General features: G+C 66.5%; 15 protein-coding genes. 12 read left to right on the top strand and 3 right to left on the bottom strand.

Annotated elements, in window-relative coordinates; all coding sequences use genetic code 11:
• The first annotated feature begins 1 nt into the window (after window position 1).
• Genes HLH25_RS09950 through HLH25_RS09925 form a run of 6 tightly spaced genes read left to right on the top strand, consistent with a single transcriptional unit; the run spans window position 2 to window position 7253 of the window.
• Window positions 2-967 carry a GlxA family transcriptional regulator gene (locus HLH25_RS09950; protein ID WP_182973909.1) on the top strand — a complete coding sequence of 322 codons (966 nt, stop codon included), beginning with the start codon at window positions 2-4 and terminating at the stop codon, window positions 965-967.
• Window positions 968-977: 10 nt separating this feature from the next.
• The gene (locus HLH25_RS09945) at window positions 978-3026 is read left to right on the top strand and encodes an NADH:flavin oxidoreductase (protein WP_182973908.1); all 2049 of its coding nucleotides are present in this window, start codon (window positions 978-980) and stop codon (window positions 3024-3026) included.
• A gap of 4 nt (window positions 3027-3030) precedes the next feature.
• Window positions 3031-4920, top strand: a complete 1890-nt coding sequence (locus HLH25_RS09940) for a DUF3483 domain-containing protein (protein ID WP_182973907.1) — start codon at window positions 3031-3033, stop codon at window positions 4918-4920.
• Window positions 4917-6008 (top strand): electron transfer flavoprotein subunit alpha/FixB family protein, encoded by a 1092-nt coding sequence (locus HLH25_RS09935; protein ID WP_182973906.1) that lies wholly within the window; start codon window positions 4917-4919, stop codon window positions 6006-6008. Before HLH25_RS09940 ends, HLH25_RS09935 begins: the two co-directional genes overlap by 4 nt.
• Window positions 6008-6760, top strand: a complete 753-nt coding sequence (locus tag HLH25_RS09930) for an electron transfer flavoprotein subunit beta (protein WP_182977192.1) — start codon at window positions 6008-6010, stop codon at window positions 6758-6760. Before HLH25_RS09935 ends, HLH25_RS09930 begins: the two co-directional genes overlap by 1 nt.
• Window positions 6753-7253 (top strand): prolyl-tRNA synthetase associated domain-containing protein, encoded by a 501-nt coding sequence (locus tag HLH25_RS09925; protein ID WP_182973904.1) that lies wholly within the window; start codon window positions 6753-6755, stop codon window positions 7251-7253. The genes HLH25_RS09930 and HLH25_RS09925 overlap by 8 nt, the downstream gene beginning before the upstream one ends.
• Before the next feature lie 33 nt (window positions 7254-7286).
• On the opposite strand, the gene purU is transcribed toward HLH25_RS09925, so the two are convergent.
• From purU to HLH25_RS09910, 3 genes are all read right to left on the bottom strand, one after another.
• Complete coding sequence (gene purU, locus HLH25_RS09920; RefSeq protein WP_182973903.1) at window positions 7287-8138, bottom strand: formyltetrahydrofolate deformylase; 852 nt, start codon at window positions 8136-8138, stop codon at window positions 7287-7289.
• A 17-nt stretch (window positions 8139-8155) separates the two neighbouring features.
• Complete coding sequence (locus HLH25_RS09915) at window positions 8156-9229, bottom strand: GlxA family transcriptional regulator (RefSeq protein ID WP_220791763.1); 1074 nt, start codon at window positions 9227-9229, stop codon at window positions 8156-8158.
• Window positions 9230-9365: 136 nt separating this feature from the next.
• The gene (locus HLH25_RS09910) at window positions 9366-10343 is read right to left on the bottom strand and encodes a glycine betaine ABC transporter substrate-binding protein (RefSeq protein ID WP_182973901.1); all 978 of its coding nucleotides are present in this window, start codon (window positions 10341-10343) and stop codon (window positions 9366-9368) included.
• A gap of 291 nt (window positions 10344-10634) precedes the next feature.
• Between HLH25_RS09910 and HLH25_RS09905 the strand changes: the two genes are divergently transcribed.
• The 6 genes from HLH25_RS09905 (at window position 10635) to HLH25_RS09880 (ending at window position 17625) form a co-directional block, all read left to right on the top strand.
• Window positions 10635-11270, top strand: coding sequence for a GNAT family N-acetyltransferase (locus HLH25_RS09905; protein WP_182973900.1), 636 nt, complete (start codon window positions 10635-10637; stop codon window positions 11268-11270).
• Window positions 11267-12148, top strand: coding sequence for a carbon-nitrogen hydrolase family protein (locus HLH25_RS09900; RefSeq protein ID WP_182973899.1), 882 nt, complete (start codon window positions 11267-11269; stop codon window positions 12146-12148). Before HLH25_RS09905 ends, HLH25_RS09900 begins: the two co-directional genes overlap by 4 nt.
• Before the next feature lie 29 nt (window positions 12149-12177).
• Window positions 12178-12591 carry a ketosteroid isomerase-related protein gene (locus HLH25_RS09895; protein WP_182973898.1) on the top strand — a complete coding sequence of 138 codons (414 nt, stop codon included), beginning with the start codon at window positions 12178-12180 and terminating at the stop codon, window positions 12589-12591.
• Window positions 12592-12671: 80 nt separating this feature from the next.
• A complete protein-coding gene (gene choW / locus HLH25_RS09890; protein WP_182973897.1) occupies window positions 12672-13523 on the top strand; it encodes a choline ABC transporter permease subunit in 852 nt (283 codons plus the stop codon).
• Window positions 13520-14698 carry a quaternary amine ABC transporter ATP-binding protein gene (locus HLH25_RS09885; protein ID WP_182973896.1) on the top strand — a complete coding sequence of 393 codons (1179 nt, stop codon included), beginning with the start codon at window positions 13520-13522 and terminating at the stop codon, window positions 14696-14698. Before choW ends, HLH25_RS09885 begins: the two co-directional genes overlap by 4 nt.
• A 470-nt stretch (window positions 14699-15168) precedes the next feature.
• Complete coding sequence (locus tag HLH25_RS09880) at window positions 15169-17625, top strand: TonB-dependent receptor (protein WP_246401902.1); 2457 nt, start codon at window positions 15169-15171, stop codon at window positions 17623-17625.
• The last annotated feature ends 101 nt before the right edge of the window (window positions 17626-17726 follow it).

The raw sequence follows: 17726 nt of genomic DNA, 5'->3' as shown, positions 1-17726 counted from the left end.
GATGGCATCACGCGCCAGCGACCTGGCCAGCCTGCGCCGCTTCGGGTTTCTGACGCTGAAGACCTATTCGATGATCGCGGTCAGCAACGCGATCGAGGCCCTGCGCATGGCCAACCGGGTGACCGGCCGGGACGATTATGCCTGGCAGGTGCTGAGCCTGGACGGGGCGCCGGTCGAGGCGAGCAACGGGCTGGCGCTGCATCCGACCGGGGCGCTGGGGGATGGCGCGGACCTGGACGTGCTGTTCGTGTGCGGCGGGATTGATGTCCGTGCTGCGACCAGCGAGGCGTTGCGGGTGGCGCTGCGGCGGGTGGCGCGGCAGCGGATCGTGATCGGGGCGTTGTGCACCGGTACGTTCGCTTTGGCCGAAGCCGGGCTGCTGCGTGGCTATCGCTGTGCGATCCATTGGGAAAATCTGGGAGCGATCCGCGAGGAATTTCCCGAGATCGATATCGTGGACGAATTGTTCGTGATCGATCGCGACCGGATGACCTGCACGGGCGGGGCGGTGCCGCTGGACATGATGTTGCGGATCGTCGCCGCGCATGTCGGCCCGGCGCGGGCACGCGAGATCGCGATGCAGTTTCTGCTGGCGCGGGATCGGACGGGCAGCGAGGCGCAGCCCGTGATCGCGCTGGACCCTCTGCCGCCGTCACTGGGGCGGGCGGTGCAGTTGATGGAAAGCCGTATCGACCAGAAGCTGAGCGTCGGCGAGATCGCCAGTGCCGCCGGCCTGTCGGAACGCCAGCTTGAACGCCTGTTCCGGGCGCATACCGGGGCGACGCCGGCCGCCTATCTGGCGGCGGCGCGGCTGGAACGCGCGCGGCGCCTGCTGCGCCAGACCAGCATGTCGGTGACCGATGTCGGCATTGCCTGCGGCTTCATGTCCCTGACCCATTTTTCGACTGCCTTTCGCAACCGGTTCGGCTACGCGCCGCGCCAGGAACGTCAGCGGCAGGCACGTTAGAGGAACGACCATGATTCCCCACGCCGATGCTCTCTTGAAGCCGTTGCGCATCAAGTCGATGGTCATTCGCAACCGGGTGATGAGCACCAGCCACGCGCCGGGTTACGGTGTCGATGGCAAGCCGCAGGAACGCTACCAGCTTTATCATGCCGAGAAGGCCAGGGGCGGTATCGGGCTGACCATGTTCGGCGGGTCGTCGTCGGTCGAGGTGGATAGCCCGGCCACGCCGTGGAGCCAGATCGCGGTGTCCGACGACAGCGTGATCCCGTATTTCCGCCAGTTCGCGGACCGGGTGCATGACCATGGTGCCCGGCTGATGGTCCAGTTGACCCATATGGGCCGCCGCACCCGCTGGGATACCGATGCGTGGCTGCCGGTGATCGGGCCATCGGTCCGGCGCGAGCCGGCGTCGCGGTCGATTCCGAAGGAGATGGAGCCGGAGGATATCGCCCGCGTGGTGCGCGCGTTCGCCGCCGCGGCGCGGCGCTGCCGCGAAGGCGGGCTGGACGGGCTGGAAATCTCGGGCGCGCACGGGCATCTGCTGGACCAGTTCTGGAGCCCGGGGGTGAATCACCGGAGCGACGCCTATGGCGGCAGCCTGGAGCACCGGATGCGTTTCGGGATCGAGGTGCTGAGTGCGATCCGCGAGGCGGTCGGCGACGATTATGTGGTCGGCATGCGCATGTCGGGCGACGAAATGCTGAAGGGCGGCCTGACGCAGGATGAATGCATCGCGATCGCCGAGACCTATGCGGGGCGGGGCCTGATCGACTTTGTCAACGTGATCGGCGGCCAGGCGCGCGACGAGATGGCGCACGCGGTGTCGCTGCCTAACATGGCTTTTCCCGTCGCGCCTTTTCTCGGCCTGGCCAGCGCGGTCAAGCGGGCGGTGGATGTGCCCGTCTTCCATGCCCAGCGGATCACCGACCTGGCGACGGCGGCGCGCGCGGTGGCGGAAGGCCATATCGACATGGTGGCGATGACGCGCGCGCATATCGCGGACCCGCATCTGGTGCGCAAGCTCGCGGATGGGCGAGAGGACGATATCCGGCAATGTGTGGGTGCGGGTTACTGCATCGACCGGATCTATGTCGGCGGCGACGCGCTGTGCCTGCAGAACGCGGCGACGGGCCGCGAGGCGACGATGCCGCACGAGATCCCGCCCGCCGGAACGGCGCGGCGCGTCGTCATTGTCGGGGCCGGGGTGGCGGGACTGGAAGCGGCGCGGGTCTGTGCCCTGCGCGGCCATTCCGTGACGGTGTTCGAGCGCGACGACCGTACCGGTGGACAGGTGAACCTGGCCGTTCGCGCGACGTGGCGCGAGGCGCTGTCGGGCATCGTGCGCTGGCTGGACGGGCAGGTGCGCAAGCTGGGTGTCGATCTGCGGCTGGGGTGTGAGGCCACGATGGCCGATATCCTGCTGTGCGCGCCGGATGTCGTGATTCTGGCGACGGGGGGCGATGCGATCCTGGGGGACGATCCGGGCAGCGACCTGCACTGCACCACGCGCGACGTGCTGGCGGGGCGGGTCGCGCCGTCGGGTAGCGTGCTGCTGTTCGACGAGATGGGCCAGCACAATGCCGCCTCGGTGGCCGAACTGCTGGCGACGCGCGGTTGCCTGGTCGAACTGGCGACGCATGACCGGCTGGTGGCGCAGGAGGTCGGCACCACCAACCAGCCGGTGCATCTGCGCGAATTCTATCGGCTGAACGTGGTGACGACGCCGAACGTGGAACTGACCGAGACCTGGCGCGAGGGGAACCGTCTGGTTGCCGTGCTGCGCAACACCATGACGGGCACGGAAGAGGAGCGGGTGGTCGATCACATCGTGGTCGATCGCGGCGGGGTGCCGGATACGACGCTTTATGACGCGCTGAAAGCGGGCTCGGCCAATGCCGGGCAGACCGACGCGCATGCGCTGATCGCCGGGCGGCCCCAGCCGGTGATGGGGCGGATCGAAATGGGCGATTATGCGCTGTTCCGCATCGGCGATGCGGTGGCGGCGCGCAACATTCATGCCGCGCTCTATGACGCGCTGCGGCTGTGCAAGGATCTTTGACACCATGCGCTGGCTGGTTCTTGCGGAAATGGCGTGCGCGGGGGCCGCTGTGGCCCTCGTCTGGATGGTTCTGCTGGCGCGCTGGCTGAAGGGGCGCCCGGTCGGCCGGTCCTGGCTGGCCGGCCTGGTGCTGGTGCCGCGGCGCTATCTCGTGGACGTTCATCACGTCGTTGCCAGGCGGCCGAGGAATGCGCGCATGCACGCGCTGGCCGCCGGGGGATTGCTGGGCGGTTCGCTGGCGTTGCTGCTGGGCGTGCTGCCGGGGATGCCGCCGGTGCCCGGATTCATCATCCGGATCGTCGCGATCGTTTTCTTCGTGCCGGGGGCGTGGGGTGCCCTGATCGATCGCGCCCGCAGGCGGCCGCATACCCCGTCCCAGCTTTCGGGGGGGGCGTTTGTCTGGCTGCCGGTCGCGCTGCTTGCGTGGTGTGTGGGGAATGTGGTCGTCGCGCTCTCCGTGAGTGACACCGGCCTTCATGCGGCTGGCCTTGCCGGACTGGCCCTGGCCCTGGCTGGCGGTGTCGCGCTGCTGGTCGCCGTCGGGCGCGGGCCGATGCGTCATGGGCTGGCGGGCATTGCCTGGCTTACCGGACATACGCGGCCCGGCCGGTTTGCCCGTGCCGGTCTCCTGCGCCCGTTCGATACGGCGCTGTGGCCGCTCGATCTTGTGCATGAGCGGCTGGGTGTGCTGACGCCACGCGATTTTACCCGGCCGGAACTGGCAAGTTTCGATGCCTGCATTCAGTGCGGACGCTGCGAGGAAGCCTGTCCGGCTTTCGCGGCGGGGCAGCGCCTGAATCCGAAGGCGCTGATACAGGGGCTCTCCGGTGCGATGCGGGAGCGGCCCGCGCCCTATGCCGGGAGCCCCGCGCCCCATGCGCCGGCCATGCCCGGCGGTGGCGGCATGGATGCCGAGATCGTCGGACAAGTGCTGGCACCCGACACCTTGTGGGCCTGCACCACATGTCGCGCCTGCGTCGAGGAATGCCCGATGCTGATCGAGCATGTGGACGCGGTGATTGCATTGCGGCGTGGCCAGACCCTGATGAAAGGCGCGGTGCCGGCGGGCGCGGAGCAGGTGCTGCGTGCGTCGCGCGAGCAGGCGGAGCCGGGCGGGCGGGCGCTCGATGCGCGGACGGACGGGATCGCGGCCCTGGATGTTCCGGTCCTCGCGCCGGGGGAGGAGACCGATATCCTGCTCTGGCTGGGCGAAGGGGCCTACGACCTGCGTTACGGACGATCGCTGCGGGCGCTGGTGACGCTGATGCGCAAGGCGGGGCTGCGGTTCGCCACGCTGGGCGCCGACGAGGTCGATTGCGGCGATGTCGCGCGGCGGCTGGGGGACGAGGCGACGTTCCAGGCGCTGGCGCGGGATGCGATCGGGGTGCTTGGAACACGGAGATTCGGCAGGATCGTCACCGCCGACCCGCATGCCTTCCACGTCCTGAAAAACGAATATCCCGCCTTGGGCGGGACATGGGTGGTCGAGCACCATACGACCCTGCTGGACGAACTGGTGCGGGACGGGCGGCTTGTCCTCGCGCAGCGTGACGGGCCGGCCGTGGCCTATCATGATCCCTGCTATCTGGGGCGCTATAACGGTGTGATCGACGCGCCCCGCCGCCTGCTGGACGCGGCCTGTCGCACCCGCGTGGAAGTCGAGCGCCACGGCATGCGGTCCATGTGCTGCGGTGGCGGCGGCGGAAGCCCGGCGAGCGATGTCGATGCGGTCACCCGGATTCCCGACCTGCGGATGGAGCAGGTCCGGCAGAGCGGCGCGTCCATCGTCGCGGTGGCGTGCCCCGGATGCACGGCGATGCTCGAGGGCGTGACGGGGGAGCGCCCCGAGGTGAAGGACGTGGCTGAACTCGTGCTGGAGGCCGTGGTGCCATGACGGGACGGATCAGGCGGGACCCGCGTGCCGAGCGGTCGCGGTGCCTTGTGCCCGGCGGAGAGCGGCCGCGCCTGGCGCGTGACGGGAATGTCGCGGGCATGGTCGTGTCGCGCCGGCCGCGCGAAGCGACCGTCCGGCGGATCGAAACGCCCGCCTTCTGGGTGGCCGCCGTCGTCGAGGCCGTCGATGGCGGGCTGGACCGCTGGGGCCGCCAGCTTGTCGGCGCGGCGCGGATGCTGGCCGGAACCGATGGTGGTGTCGTGCTGATCGGTCTCGGCGACGTGGCCGGCAATGCGGCCGGCGAGGCGGGCGCGGATCGCGTGCTGACGGTCGGCGGCACGGACGATCCGGAAGCGGTGCCCGGAGTGCTGATGGACCTGCTCGGCCCCTTCGCTCCGCGCCATGTGCTGTTCGCCGAGAGCAGGGTCGGCGGGGATTTCGCGCGGCGGGTGGCGGCGCGGAGCGGCTGGCCGATCCAGCCGGGTGTCGAGGCGCTGAATGTCCGCCAGGGTATCCGGCCGTGTCGCGGCGGCCGGTATGAGCGTGTCGCGGCGGTGGCGCGGGTGGTGACCCTGCCGTGCGACCGGGTGGCCCCCTACGCCGGAGAGGCCCGCGAAGGACGGATGCTGGAGGCCGGGCCGCCGCCAGCCTCGCCGTCCGCGCGGCCGGTGGGAGGCGTGGTGCTTGGACCCGTCGCGCGGGCACCGGCCGGCGCGGTTCCGCTGTCGGAGGCGCCGTTCGTCGTGTCGGCGGGGCAGGGCGTCACGGATTTCGAGACATTTCATGCCCTTGCCCGCGCGCTGGGCGCGACGGAGGGGGCGAGCCGCGTGGTCTGCGATGCGGGCCTGATGCCGCGCGCCGCCCAGGTGGGGGCGTCCGGTACGGTGCTGGATGCGCGATGCTATCTGGCGTTCGGCATTGCCGGCGCGCCGCAGCATCTTCAGGGGCTGGGCAAGGTGGAGCACGTCGTGGCGGTGAATACCGACCTGCATGCCGCGATCATCGCACGCGCCGGACTGTCGATCGTTGCCGATGCGCAGGCGGTGATGCCGGCCCTGCTGGCCCTGTTGCGGGAGGAGGGGGCGTGATGCGGAGCATTGTACTCTTGTCGGGCGGGATCGATCCGCTTTCCGGTCGTCCGGCGCCGCCGCAGGGGGAGATTGCCGCGATCGGGCTGGCGCGGTCGATCGGCGGGGCGGCCGAGGGCCTGCATGCGGGTGGCCCGTCGCCCGCCCTGCGGCTGGCGGCGGCGCATGGGCTGGCCCGCGTGGACTGCCTGGACGGGGGAGGCAACGCGGTCGAGGCCCTGGCCACGTACCTGGCGACCTATCTGGGTGCCGATCCGCCGGACCTGGTGTTGGCCGGGCGGCAGGCGCGCGGCGGCGAGGATAGCGGCATGCTGCCCTATCTGCTGGCCGAGCGACTCGGCTGGCCGCTGCTGGCCGGGGTGATCGCCGTCGGCGCGGCGGCGGATGGCTGGCTGTCCGTCATGATCGGCCTGCCGCAGGGCGCGCGGCAGGAGGCGCGTGTCCGCCTGCCCTGCATCCTGGTCGCCCATGACGCGGCGCCGGCTCCCCCTTTCATCTTCGATCGGGCGCGCCGGGCCGAATTGCGGGTCGTGCCGGTGGCCGGTCCCGCGCCGGTGGCGGCCGAGGGGGCGGCGGAGGGCGACGACCGGCCCTATCGCGCGCGGCCGCGCCTGATCGGTGCGTCGGCGCGGACGGGGGCGGGACAGGTGCTGGATCATCCGGATATCGCCGAGGCGGCGACCGTACTGCGAGACCATCTCCGGGCGCTGGGTGTGCTTGGACCATCACGAGGAGCATCGCCTGATGCGTGACGATTTACGTGCCCTGCTGGACCGTCTGGGCTTTCAGCCGAAGAGCGTGCGCCACCCGCCGGTGCAGACGGTGGAGGAGGCGGATCTGCATTATGCCGGGCTGGAGGGCGTGCATACCAAGAATGCCTTCCTCAAGGATGCCAAGGGCGTGCTGGTGCTGGTTACCGTACCGGCGGATTGCCGGCTGGACATGAAGGCCCTGCCGGCGCTGATCGGCACCAAACGCCTCTCTTTCGCCAGTCCCGACCTGATGCGCACGGTCCTGGGGACCGAGCCGGGCGCGCTGGGGCCGCTCAGCCTGGTCGCCGACACGCAGCGCCAGGTGCGTTTCGCCATCGAAGCCTCGCTGCTCGAAGCCGATGCCATCACCTGCCATCCGCTGGACAATACCGAGACCTGGGTGATCCCGCGGAGCGTATTCGGGCGGATCATGGCCGATCTGGGCGTCGAACCGGTCGTGTTCTCGTTCGCAGGCGTCGCCGCCGACATCTGACCGTCTGGCGTCCCGACCGGCAGGGGGAGCCTGTCAGTCGGGGAAGACGACGGTGCGATGCCCGTCGAGAATGACACGATGCTGAAGGTGGTAGTTCACGGCCCGCGACAGGACGCGGCGCTCGACATCCCGGCCCTTGCGGATCAGGTCGTCCGGCGTATCCGCGTGGGTGATGCGCTCGACATCCTGTTCGATGATGGGTCCTTCGTCGAGATCGGTCGTGACGTAATGGGCGGTCGCGCCGATCAGCTTCACGCCGCGCACATGGGCCTGGTGATAGGGCCGCGCGCCCTTGAAGCCCGGCAGGAAGGAATGGTGGATGTTGATGCACCGGCCGGCGAGCGACGCCGACATCGTATCGGACAGGACCTGCATGTAGCGCGCGAGAATGACGAGGTCGGCCCCGGTCTCCTCGATCAAGGCCCGCAGGCTTGCTTCCTGCTCCGGCTTGGTGTCGCGCGTGACGGGGAGATGGTGGAACGGGATGTCGCCGATCTCGACGGCCTGCGTGGCCGTGCGCGGGTGGTTGGAGACGATGGCGACCGGGTCCATCGCCAGTTCGCCGATGCGCCAGCGATACAGCAGGTCGGCCAGGCAATGGTCGAATTTCGAGACCATGATCAGCACGCGCTGCCGTTCGCGCGGCGGGTGGAGTTGCCAGTGGGCGTCGAAGCGCGCGGCGACCGCCGCCAGCATGCTCCGCTCGGGCGGGGTGCCGGCGGTGAAGGCGATGCGCATGAAGAACTGGTTTTCCGCCAGGTCGGCATGCTGGTTGATTTCGATGATGTTCGCGCCGGCCTGAAACAGGCAACCCGACCAGGCGGCGACGAGGCCGGGCTGGCTGGCACAGGTAACGATCAGGACGTGCGCGTCGGAATGGGCCATGGATCTGGGTATCTTCATCAATCGGAGAACAGACGGATGCCGGCATGGGACTGCATGTCGGGCGCGTCGTGACGGGAGGTGAAACCGGGCAGGGTGGTGCGGTGGCAGGCACTGGGGCTGATGCCGAACATGCTCTTGAAATGACGGGAGAAATGCGAGCAGTCGGAAAAGCCCATGTCGATCGCGATTTCGGTCACGCTCATTTCCCCCGCCTCCAGCAGCGCGCGGGCATGGCGCAGGCGCAGCGTGCGATAGAAATCCTGCGGCTTGCGGCCCAGCGTGGTCTGGAACAGGCGTTCGAGCTGCCGGCTGGAAATGCCCAGCCGCGCGGCGAGCTGCGCGATCGGCAGCGGCCGGGCCATGTTCTGTTCCATATGCAGCACCGCGCGCCGGACCCGCGGATCGGCGAAACGGGTTTCCGCGACCAGGGTCGGCGGCTGGGGTTGCAGCCTGATCTGGTTGCTGATCTTGCCCGCGCGTTCCATCAGCAGGATGTGGCTTGCCTTCAACCCGGCCGGGCGGCCGATGCTGCGCTCGATCAGGTGCAGGGCCACGTCGGCCGCCGCCCCGCCGCCCGAGCAGGTGATGCGGTCGCCATCGTCGAGGAACATCTGGTCGCTGACGACCTCGTGCGCGGGGAAGGCTTCCTGGAAGTCCCGATGATGGTACCAGCTGACGCAGACGCGACGATTATCCATCAGGCCGGCCTGGCAGAGGGCGAAGGTGCCGGTGCAGACGCCGATCAGCGTGATGCCCATCTCCGCGGCCCGGCGCAGCCAGACGGTCGTCACGTAATCGATCTGCTTCTGCCCGTGCAGCAGGCCGCCGACCACGACGATGTAATCGAACGCACGCGGATCGCCGAGGGAGGCGTCCCGCGCGATCGCGACGCCGCAACTGGACCGTACCGGGTGGACCGACGAGGACAGGACCTGCCATGAACAATGGATCGGGCGGCTCCGGTCGTCCTTGTCGGCGGCCAGACGCAGATGGTCGACGAACAGGGCGAACGCGGAGAGCGTGAAATGTTCGGCGAGAATGAAGCCGACGCGCAGTCGCGGCTTCGTGTCGCCCGATGCTCCTTCTGACATGATCATTCTCCCGAACGAGCCGGGCCCGGCAATCGGTCCGGCACGTAGTTTCTTGTTCGAAACAAGGTTAAGTGCGGGGGGCTGTGGACGCCTGCTTAAAATACGACATAAATTTCATATATTTCGCCATAACCGATCAATTGGCCGGGGGCAGTGACAGATGTGCCCGCACGGCGGCAAGGGCTGGCGCCCCGTCGCGCGTCGTCACGCCGTCCAGCCAGGCGCGCCAGGCGTCCGGGTGGTCGCGCAGCCACTGCCGGGCGACCTGGAGCGGCGGCGTGTGGTCCTGCTGGATGGCCAGCATCATGCCGTTCTCGTCGGGAATGGTGAAGCGGATCTGGGCCAGCAATCGCGCGGCGTTCGGGCAGTCCGTACGATAGCCTCGCCGGATGACGGTGTTGACGGTGGTCTTGCCGTCCGGGCCGAAGACATCGTCGCCGCCGGTCAGGTAGTGCAGGGCGAAACGCAGGTTCATGGGGTGGGGTTCCCACGCCAGGAATACGATCGGCCGGTGGCTCTGGATACTGCGGTCGACCTGGCTGAGCATGCCCTGCTCGCTGCTTTCGACCAGGCGGAAGCGCCCCAGGTGGAACTGGTCCTTGCGGATCATGTCCAGCACCAGGGCGTTGCCGTCATTGCCGGCTTCCAGGCCGAAGATCATGTAGCCGAGGCGCGGACCCCATTTGGCGATGTCGCGATAATCGCGCAGACCGGCCTGCCAGACGAACTCGGGAACGGCCAGCGTGTAATGGGCGCCCGACAGGTTGACGGCCAGCCGCTCCACCGAGCCATCGGCGAGGAAAGGCGCGATCGGCGTGCTGCCCATGGGCTGCCAGTTGCTGAGAAACGCATCCACGCGCCGGTCGCGCATCGCCATATAGGTCATGACCAGCGGCAGCAGCGGCGTCTGCGGCGCGTAGCCGAGCGCGTCGAACAGCGTCGCGGCGACCGACGTGACGGCTTCGGCATCCGTCCAGCCCACATTGGACAGGCGGATGGGCACGCAGGCCGCCGGATCGCCTGCGGGAGACGCCGCGACGGCGGGCGCGGCGAGCAGGCTCGCCGCCGCGAACAGGCAGGCGATCCGGCCAGGGCGGGCGGTGCGTTTGGGCATCCGGATGATCACTCCTTCGCGGACTGGCGGACGTCATGGGAATATCATGTCCGCCTCCATTCGTTATTCACCCGAATGTTTGCGTCGCGGAATGGTTTGGTTTCGACATGAGGAGATGTTTGAGGCCGCCGGGCCGGTTTTGTGGGCTTGGTTCGGCATGCTGCGTATTCCATCACCCGCGCGTCGGCCTTAAAACTCGTGGGCGTTGGTGTGTGCGGATGTCGTCTCGCGCCATATCCGGATCGATGCCTCGCGCTGCGATGCGCAGTCCCTGCGGAGAGATGAAGCCTGATGGAGCCGCTTTCGTTCGAAATCCGCCATGCCGGATGCCTGGCCGAGATCGCCGACGACCTGGCGCGGCTCAGAATCACGGTATTCCGCGAGTGGCCCTATCTCTATGACGGGGCCGACCCGCTTTATGAGCGGCAGTATCTCGAGGTCTATCTGCGCAGTCCGCAGGCGGCGGCCATCGTCGCGCGTGACGGTGGCGGGCGGATCGTCGGTGCGTCCACCTGCCTGCCGCTGGCCGACGAAGCCGGTCCCATGCGCGCGCCGTTCGAGGCGCGGGGGCAGGATCTGCGACGGTTCTTCTATTTTGGCGAATCCGTTCTGCTGCCGGCATGGCGGGGGCAGGGGGCCGGGGTCCGCTTCTTTGCGATGCGCGAGGAGGTGGCGCGCGCGGCCGGTGCCGATTTCGCCGTATTCTGCGCGGTCCGCCGCCCGCCGGACCACCCGGCGAGGCCCGAGGGCTGGGCGCCGCTGGACGCATTCTGGACCCGCCGGGGGTACGCCCCGCTGCCCGGTCTGACCTGCGTCTATCCCTGGCAGGAGGTCGGGACCGGGCACGAGGTTCCCCATCGCCTCGATTTCTGGGGGAAAGCCCTGGGCACGGCAGCGTTGCCCGAACGGATTGTGGAGGACAGATGAGCCGGACATTGCGTCTTGGAGCCTATGCGTGGCCGGTCGAGCGGGCACGCACCCTGGAGGATTACGACGCCCATCTGGATCGTGTCGTCGCGGAAGGCGCGCGCCAGGCCGACCTGCTGCTGCTGCCGGAATATGCCTGCATGGAGGCCGCATCGGCGATGACGGCGCCGGGGCAGTCCGACCCCACGGCGGAACTGCATGCCGTATGCCGGCACAGCGATGCCCTGCTGGACATCATGATCGGTGCCGCGAAGCGCCATGGGGTGTGGCTGATGCCCGGCACCCTGCCGCGCCCCGAAGCCGGTTTCGTGCGCAACCGCGCGCCGCTGATCGCACCCGACGGGCGGGTCGCGTTTCAGGACAAGCATGTCATGACCCGTTTCGAGACCGAAGCCTGGGGCGTGCGGGCCGGCGACCCGCCAGGCGTGTTCGACACCCCCTGGGGCCGGATCGGCACGGCGATCTGCTACGATTCCGAATTTCCGATGTTGACCCGTGCGCAGGTCGAGGCGGGGGCGTGGCTGATCCTGGTGCCGACCTGCACCGATACGCTGCACGGCTTCAACCGCGTCCGCGTGTCGGCCCAGGCACGGGCGCTGGAAAACCAGTGTTTCGTCGCGGTGGCGCCGACGGTCGGCGACGCGCCGTGGTTGCAGACGCTGGACACGAATTGCGGCTGTGCCGCGATCTATGGCCCGATGGATCGGGGGTTTCCGCCCGATGGCATCATCGCGCAGGGGGCGATGAATACCGGGTCCTGGGCCTTTGCCACACTCGACCCGGCCGCGCTGGACGCGGTGCGCCAGGATGGGGCGGTGCGCAACTGCCGCGACTGGCCAGCCCATGTGCCTCCGGCCGGCGTCCATTCCTTTGTCTGAATTTCAAGCAAGATCGACCGGAGCCCATCATGTCCGCTGAACATACCCGCACGCTGATCGAAACCTATTACCGCACCTTCAATTCCGGCGATCGCGAGGCTTTTCTGGCCCTGCTGACCGACGATGTCGTGCATGACATCAACCAGGGCGGCTGCGAGCGCGGCGTGGAGGCGTTTCGCACCTTCCTGGCCCGCATGGACCGTTGCTATCGCGAAGAGATCCGGGACGTGGTGGTGATGGTCGATGGGCTTGGCGACCGGGCGGCGGCGGAATTCGTCGTTCACGGAACCTATCTGAGCACCGACGACGGGCTGCCGGAGGCCCACGGCCAGCGTTACGTCCTGCCCGCGGGCGCATTCTTTACCCTGCGGGCGGGCAAGGTCGCCCGGATCTCGAACTTTTACAATCTGCCGGAATGGACGCGCCAGGTTACCGGCGGATAGCGCCGGCTTGCATGGGATTGCCGCGATGGATGACGATCGAACGGACCGGCGTTGATCACTGCTGAATGAAGGGCGCACGGATGATGGCACCAGAACATTGGATTGCAGGACACAAGATTCCCATCGGCACCGCCATGGCGGCGGTGATCGATGTGATCCGGCATTATGGGATGGGCGTCTTCGACGCGATCAGCGACGTGGTCGGCGCCTGTGCGGATGGCCTGACCACGGTGCTGCTGGACGTGCCGCCGTTGCTGGTGGTCGCGGCCGCCGTGGCCGGGGCATGGTTCCTGCGCCGGTCGTGGGGGCTGGTGGCGCTGATCGCGCTGGGGCTGCTGTTCATCATCAACCAGGGATACTGGAACGAGACGATGGCGACATTGTCGCTGATCCTGTTCTCGACCCTGTGCTGCATGGCGATCGGCGTGCCGCTGGGGGTTGCCACAGCCCATCGTCCGCGCCTGGCGATGGTGCTGCATCCGATCCTTGACCTGATGCAGACATTGCCGACCTTCGTCTATCTGATCCCGACGCTGATCCTGTTCGGGCTGGGCACGGTGCCGGGCATGATCTCGACCATCATCTTCGCCGTGCCCGCGCCGATCCGCATGACCCAGATGGGGATCGCGCGGGTGCCGCGGGCGTTGATCGAGGCCGGCGAGGCGTTCGGGGCCACAGAACGGCAGATTCTGTGGAAGATCGAATTGCCGGCCGCCCTGCCGATGATCCAGGCCGGTCTGACGCAATGCATCATGCTCAGCCTGTCCATGGTCGTGATCGCGGCGCTGGTCGGGGCCGGCGGCCTGGGCGTTCCGGTGGTCAGGGCATTGAATACGGTGCAGGTCGATGTTGGTTTCGAATCCGGTTTCGTGATCGTGCTTCTCGCCATCATGCTCGATCGTCTCTGCCGTTCGAAGGATAGCGCATCGTGACCGAGACGAAGACCGCGGCGCTGGAATTCCGCAATATCGACATCCTGTTCGACCGCAGCGGCCGGCGCGGCGCGATCGAGGCGGCGCTGGCGCGGCTGGATGCCGGCGAGACGCGCGAGGAAATCGGCCGTGCCCTGAAGGTGACGGTGGGCGTGGCGGGCGCGAACCTGGCGGTGGCACGCGGTGAAATCAGCGTGCTGATGGGGCTGTCGGGATCGGGCAAATCGACGCTGCTGCGCGCGGCCAATCGCCTGAACCGGCCCGTGCGTGGCGAAGTGCGCATCGGCAACGGGTCCGCGTGGCTGGATATCGCGCGCTGCGACGACGAGACGTTGCGCGAATTGCGCAAGACGCGCATCGCCATGGTCTTTCAGCAATTCGGCCTGCTCCCGTGGCGGAGTGTGCGTGACAATGTCGGATTCGGGCTGGAACTGCGCGGGATGGCGCCGTCGATCCGGCGGGAGATCGTCGAGGAAAAACTGGCGCTGGTCGGGCTTTCGAACTGGGCCGATGCCCAGGTCCACGAACTGTCGGGCGGGATGCAGCAGCGTGTGGGCCTTGCGCGCGCATTCGCCACCGATGCCGATATCCTGCTGATGGACGAGCCGTTTTCCGCGCTCGATCCGCTGATCCGCCGAAAATTGCAGGACGAGTTGATGGACCTGCAGAAACGGCTGAAAAAGACGATTCTGTTCGTCAGCCACGATATCGACGAGGCGTTGAAGATCGGCAGCCGGATCACGATCATGCGCGAGGGGCGCATTATCCAGACCGGCACGCCCGACGATATCGCCCTGCGTCCGGTCAATGACTATGTCGCGGAATTCATCCGGCACATGAATCCGCTGCCGACCATCCTGGCATCGACCTTCATGCGGCGCTTCCATGATCTGCCCCTGCGGGCGGACGGGATGATCGATGGCGGGAATATCGCAATCGGTCCGGACGCGAGGGCAGTACGCATCGGCGATCAGGAGCGCGTGGCGACGGCACATCATGAGTGGGTGCGCGGGGCCGTCTGTATCGTACCGGTCGGGATGAGCCTGGGCGAGGTCATCGCGGTGCGCCAGCGCAGTGGTTTTCCTGTTCTGGTGGAGGACGAGGGGCGGTTGATCGGGCTGTGCGACGATGCCGATATTCTCCAGGCCCTGTCGGGAGAAGCGCGCCACGGATAGTCCGTGGCCGGTGCGAGGCATCGGCTTCGGGCGGTAACGTGTCCCTGTCGTCCCGACCTTCGCCGCCTTGACGCGGGGTCGTCCTCGGACCTTCGGCGGTTGAAGCCGGCCGTGCCGGATCGACCGTTCGGAACGGGCAATCCGGGGTTCACGAGGATGGGAATATTATGACGAGAACGAAATAATAGGCGTCGCTTTCGTTCATGCGTATCTCAATCTGGTTCTGTAACGTTCCATATTAGAGACGGGCTGGCGAAGCCTCGGCCTGGGGACGGACTGAACAGATAGACGACCGCATCGTCCATGGCGGACCACCGGTTTTGCCGGTGTGCTCCGGGCGAAAGGTTGCTCCGGGAGGCGCGGATGAAGGCCATCCGCCCGCTTCGGGGACGTATGTCGAAGGTCTTTCCATCCTGAATATTGCTTCTCAGAGTCCGGTTGCGGACATAGATCTCGGAGTCCTTGGCAGTATGCGACGACCTGCAAAAAACCACGGCGAACGGTTCTCGACGATCCGGTTTTCGTCCACCGTCATGGCGTCCATCCTGGCGGCGACCTATGGCGCAAGCGCGGCGTCGCCGAACAGTCGGCACCACGCCAAGGCTTCCAGAACCGCAGCCACGGCCACGCCTGCCGCGGCGGTAGCTGCGCCAGCCGCCGCCCATGCCGCGACGAAGCGGGCGATTGTCCGCGCCCCGCTGCCGCAGAACGAGGATGTCGCCATTTCGGCCCGTCGTCGCGCCCATGGCACGATGATCACGGTGGGGGCCAGTGCGATCGCGCGGTCCGTGCCGGGCACGAACCCGCTGAAGGTTCTGGCGCAGCAGCCCGGCGTGATGTTCCAGGCGGACGATCCGCAGGGTGTCGATACCTGGTCGACCCAGATCTACATGCACGGGTTTTTGCAGAACCAGATCAGCACGACGCTGGATGACATTCCGCTGGGTGAATTGTCCTACCGCAACTATAACGGCCTGAATCCCATTCAGGCGATCAGTTCGGAAAATGTCGGGCGGCTGGACGTATCGACCGGAGCGGGTGCCGAATCCGTGGCCAGCACCAATAATCTGGGCGGTTCCATCGAGTACCATTCATCGGACCCGAAGAACAAGCTGGGCGGCACGGTGGCCCAGACGTTCGGCAGCAACGCGCTGTATCATACCTTCATCCGTGTGGACAGCGGCGCGCTGAACCATACCGGCACCAAGTTCTATGTGTCGTATATGCGCAACGATACCGAGAAGTGGAAGGGTGGGGGCAACCAGTTCTTCCAGCAGGCGAATGCGAAATTCGTCCAGCCGATCGGGGAAGACAGCAAGATTTCGAGCTTTTTCGATTTCAGTCAGTATGCCCAGTTCAACTATCAGGACTACTCGCTGGACATCTGGAAGCATGGCGGAAATTACATCGACAATTACTATAATGGAAAAACGAGCGGCTATCTCTCGGCCATTCAGGCCGCTCTAGGGCATTATCCCGCTTCGCTCGACGGGATCTCGGACAAGGCCGACGCCGCCTATTACGACAGTTCGTCGGCTTCGACCGATTATTTCGGCGGTCTGACGGGCGATTTCCGCCTGACGGACAGGGTGCGGTGGAAGACCACCTTCTATGGGCATGGCGAACATCAGTTCAATCACTGGACCAATCCGTTCTATCCGTCTCCTTCGGGAGCGCCGATGTTCGAGCAGGTGAAGGAGCCGAGCATCCGGCGCTTCGGTATTCTGTCCTCGGTGCAGTATGAGATCGCCCATAACCATATCGAAGGCGGTGTCTGGTATGAGAATAACCAGTTCGTCTCGACGATGTGGGGGTATTCGCAGCCGAACGTGGTCGATGGCGTGATCGAGGGCGCGATGCTCAATCCGGTCGGCGCGATCCGGCAGGCGCCTTTCATGCAGCTTTATGGACAGACGACGAATACGAATACGTTTACCGCCTTCGTTCAGGATACCTATAACCCGCTGCCGAATGTCGCGCTGCATTTCGGGTTCAAGTCGCTGCTGAATACCTCGCGCGCCGGGGACGGTTACTACAATACGGGCTATTACGGTGCCGGTGCGTCGGCGACGGGTACGTTGACGACCGCACGCGCCTTCCTGCCGCATATCAGCGGCGACTGGCACTTCCTGAAGCATCATGAACTGTATTTCGATGTCGCCGAGAACGTGCATGCCTATCCGCAGGGGCAGTTCAAGACCATCGCGTCGCCTTTCGCGGTGACGCAGGCTGCATTCGATTATGCGCGTCCCAGCCTGAAGCCCGAAAGCGACTGGGCCTATGCGGTCGGCTATCGCTATTCCGATCATTTCCTCGATGCGACGCTGCATGCCTATCACACGGATTTTTCCAACCGTTTGCAGCAGATCACGTCCGGCAACATCGTGAACCCGATTTCCACGGTGCTGAATGTCGGCGGCATCACGATGAATGGTGTGGATGCCGGCCTGACGATGCGTCTGTTCCGTGGGGTGTCGCTCTATAACAGCATCAGCTATAACCACTCGACGTATGACAGCAACGTGTCATCGCAGGGCGTGACCTATTACACCAAAGGGTCTCAGGTCGTGGCCTATCCGCGCCTGATGTACAAATCGAGCCTGAGCTACAGCTATCGCGGGTTCGACGCGCATATCGACGCATCCTACATGTCGCAGCGTAATCTGAGCTATACGGGCGACACCAAGGTGCCGTCCTACTGGCTGGCGGATTTCGGCATGCGCTACAAATTCGGCAATATGGGGAAATATGCCCATTCTCTGGGGTTCATGCAGAACCTCGAGCTGGACTTCAATATCTACAACCTGACCAACCAGTCCTATGTTTCGACGATGGGCGAAAACGGCTTCCCGCTGTCGGGCGATTATCAGTCGTTCCTGCTGGCGGCTCCCCGCCAGTTCTTCGGGTCGGTTCGTGCCGAATTCTGAAGCCGCGCCTGTCCTGGGCGATATGCGGGGGATGCCGGTTTTCGGTTCCTTCGCGGGATGATGGCAACCCCCCGGCGCAGGCCGGGGGGTTTTTGCTTTTC

The organism is Gluconacetobacter dulcium (genome assembly GCF_014174165.1).
Classification (GTDB): Bacteria; Pseudomonadota; Alphaproteobacteria; order Acetobacterales; family Acetobacteraceae; genus Gluconacetobacter; species Gluconacetobacter dulcium.
This window is presented reverse-complemented; position numbering and strand designations above follow the sequence as displayed.

What these genes read in the sequence shown, in the direction of transcription:
- HLH25_RS09950 (WP_182973909.1), top strand. Translation starts at nt 2, where the DNA reads ATGGCATCACGCGCCAGCGACCTGGCCAGCCTGCGCCGCTTCGGGTTT.
- HLH25_RS09945 (WP_182973908.1), top strand. Translation starts at nt 978, where the DNA reads ATGATTCCCCACGCCGATGCTCTCTTGAAGCCGTTGCGCATCAAGTCG.
- HLH25_RS09940 (WP_182973907.1), top strand. Translation starts at nt 3,031, where the DNA reads ATGCGCTGGCTGGTTCTTGCGGAAATGGCGTGCGCGGGGGCCGCTGTG.
- HLH25_RS09935 (WP_182973906.1), top strand. Translation starts at nt 4,917, where the DNA reads ATGACGGGACGGATCAGGCGGGACCCGCGTGCCGAGCGGTCGCGGTGC.
- HLH25_RS09930 (WP_182977192.1), top strand. Translation starts at nt 6,008, where the DNA reads ATGCGGAGCATTGTACTCTTGTCGGGCGGGATCGATCCGCTTTCCGGT.
- HLH25_RS09925 (WP_182973904.1), top strand. Translation starts at nt 6,753, where the DNA reads ATGCGTGACGATTTACGTGCCCTGCTGGACCGTCTGGGCTTTCAGCCG.
- purU (WP_182973903.1), bottom strand. Translation starts at nt 8,138, where the DNA reads ATGGCCCATTCCGACGCGCACGTCCTGATCGTTACCTGTGCCAGCCAG.
- HLH25_RS09915 (WP_220791763.1), bottom strand. Translation starts at nt 9,229, where the DNA reads ATGTCAGAAGGAGCATCGGGCGACACGAAGCCGCGACTGCGCGTCGGC.
- HLH25_RS09910 (WP_182973901.1), bottom strand. Translation starts at nt 10,343, where the DNA reads ATGCCCAAACGCACCGCCCGCCCTGGCCGGATCGCCTGCCTGTTCGCG.
- HLH25_RS09905 (WP_182973900.1), top strand. Translation starts at nt 10,635, where the DNA reads ATGGAGCCGCTTTCGTTCGAAATCCGCCATGCCGGATGCCTGGCCGAG.
- HLH25_RS09900 (WP_182973899.1), top strand. Translation starts at nt 11,267, where the DNA reads ATGAGCCGGACATTGCGTCTTGGAGCCTATGCGTGGCCGGTCGAGCGG.
- HLH25_RS09895 (WP_182973898.1), top strand. Translation starts at nt 12,178, where the DNA reads ATGTCCGCTGAACATACCCGCACGCTGATCGAAACCTATTACCGCACC.
- choW (WP_182973897.1), top strand. Translation starts at nt 12,672, where the DNA reads ATGATGGCACCAGAACATTGGATTGCAGGACACAAGATTCCCATCGGC.
- HLH25_RS09880 (WP_246401902.1), top strand. Translation starts at nt 15,169, where the DNA reads ATGCGACGACCTGCAAAAAACCACGGCGAACGGTTCTCGACGATCCGG.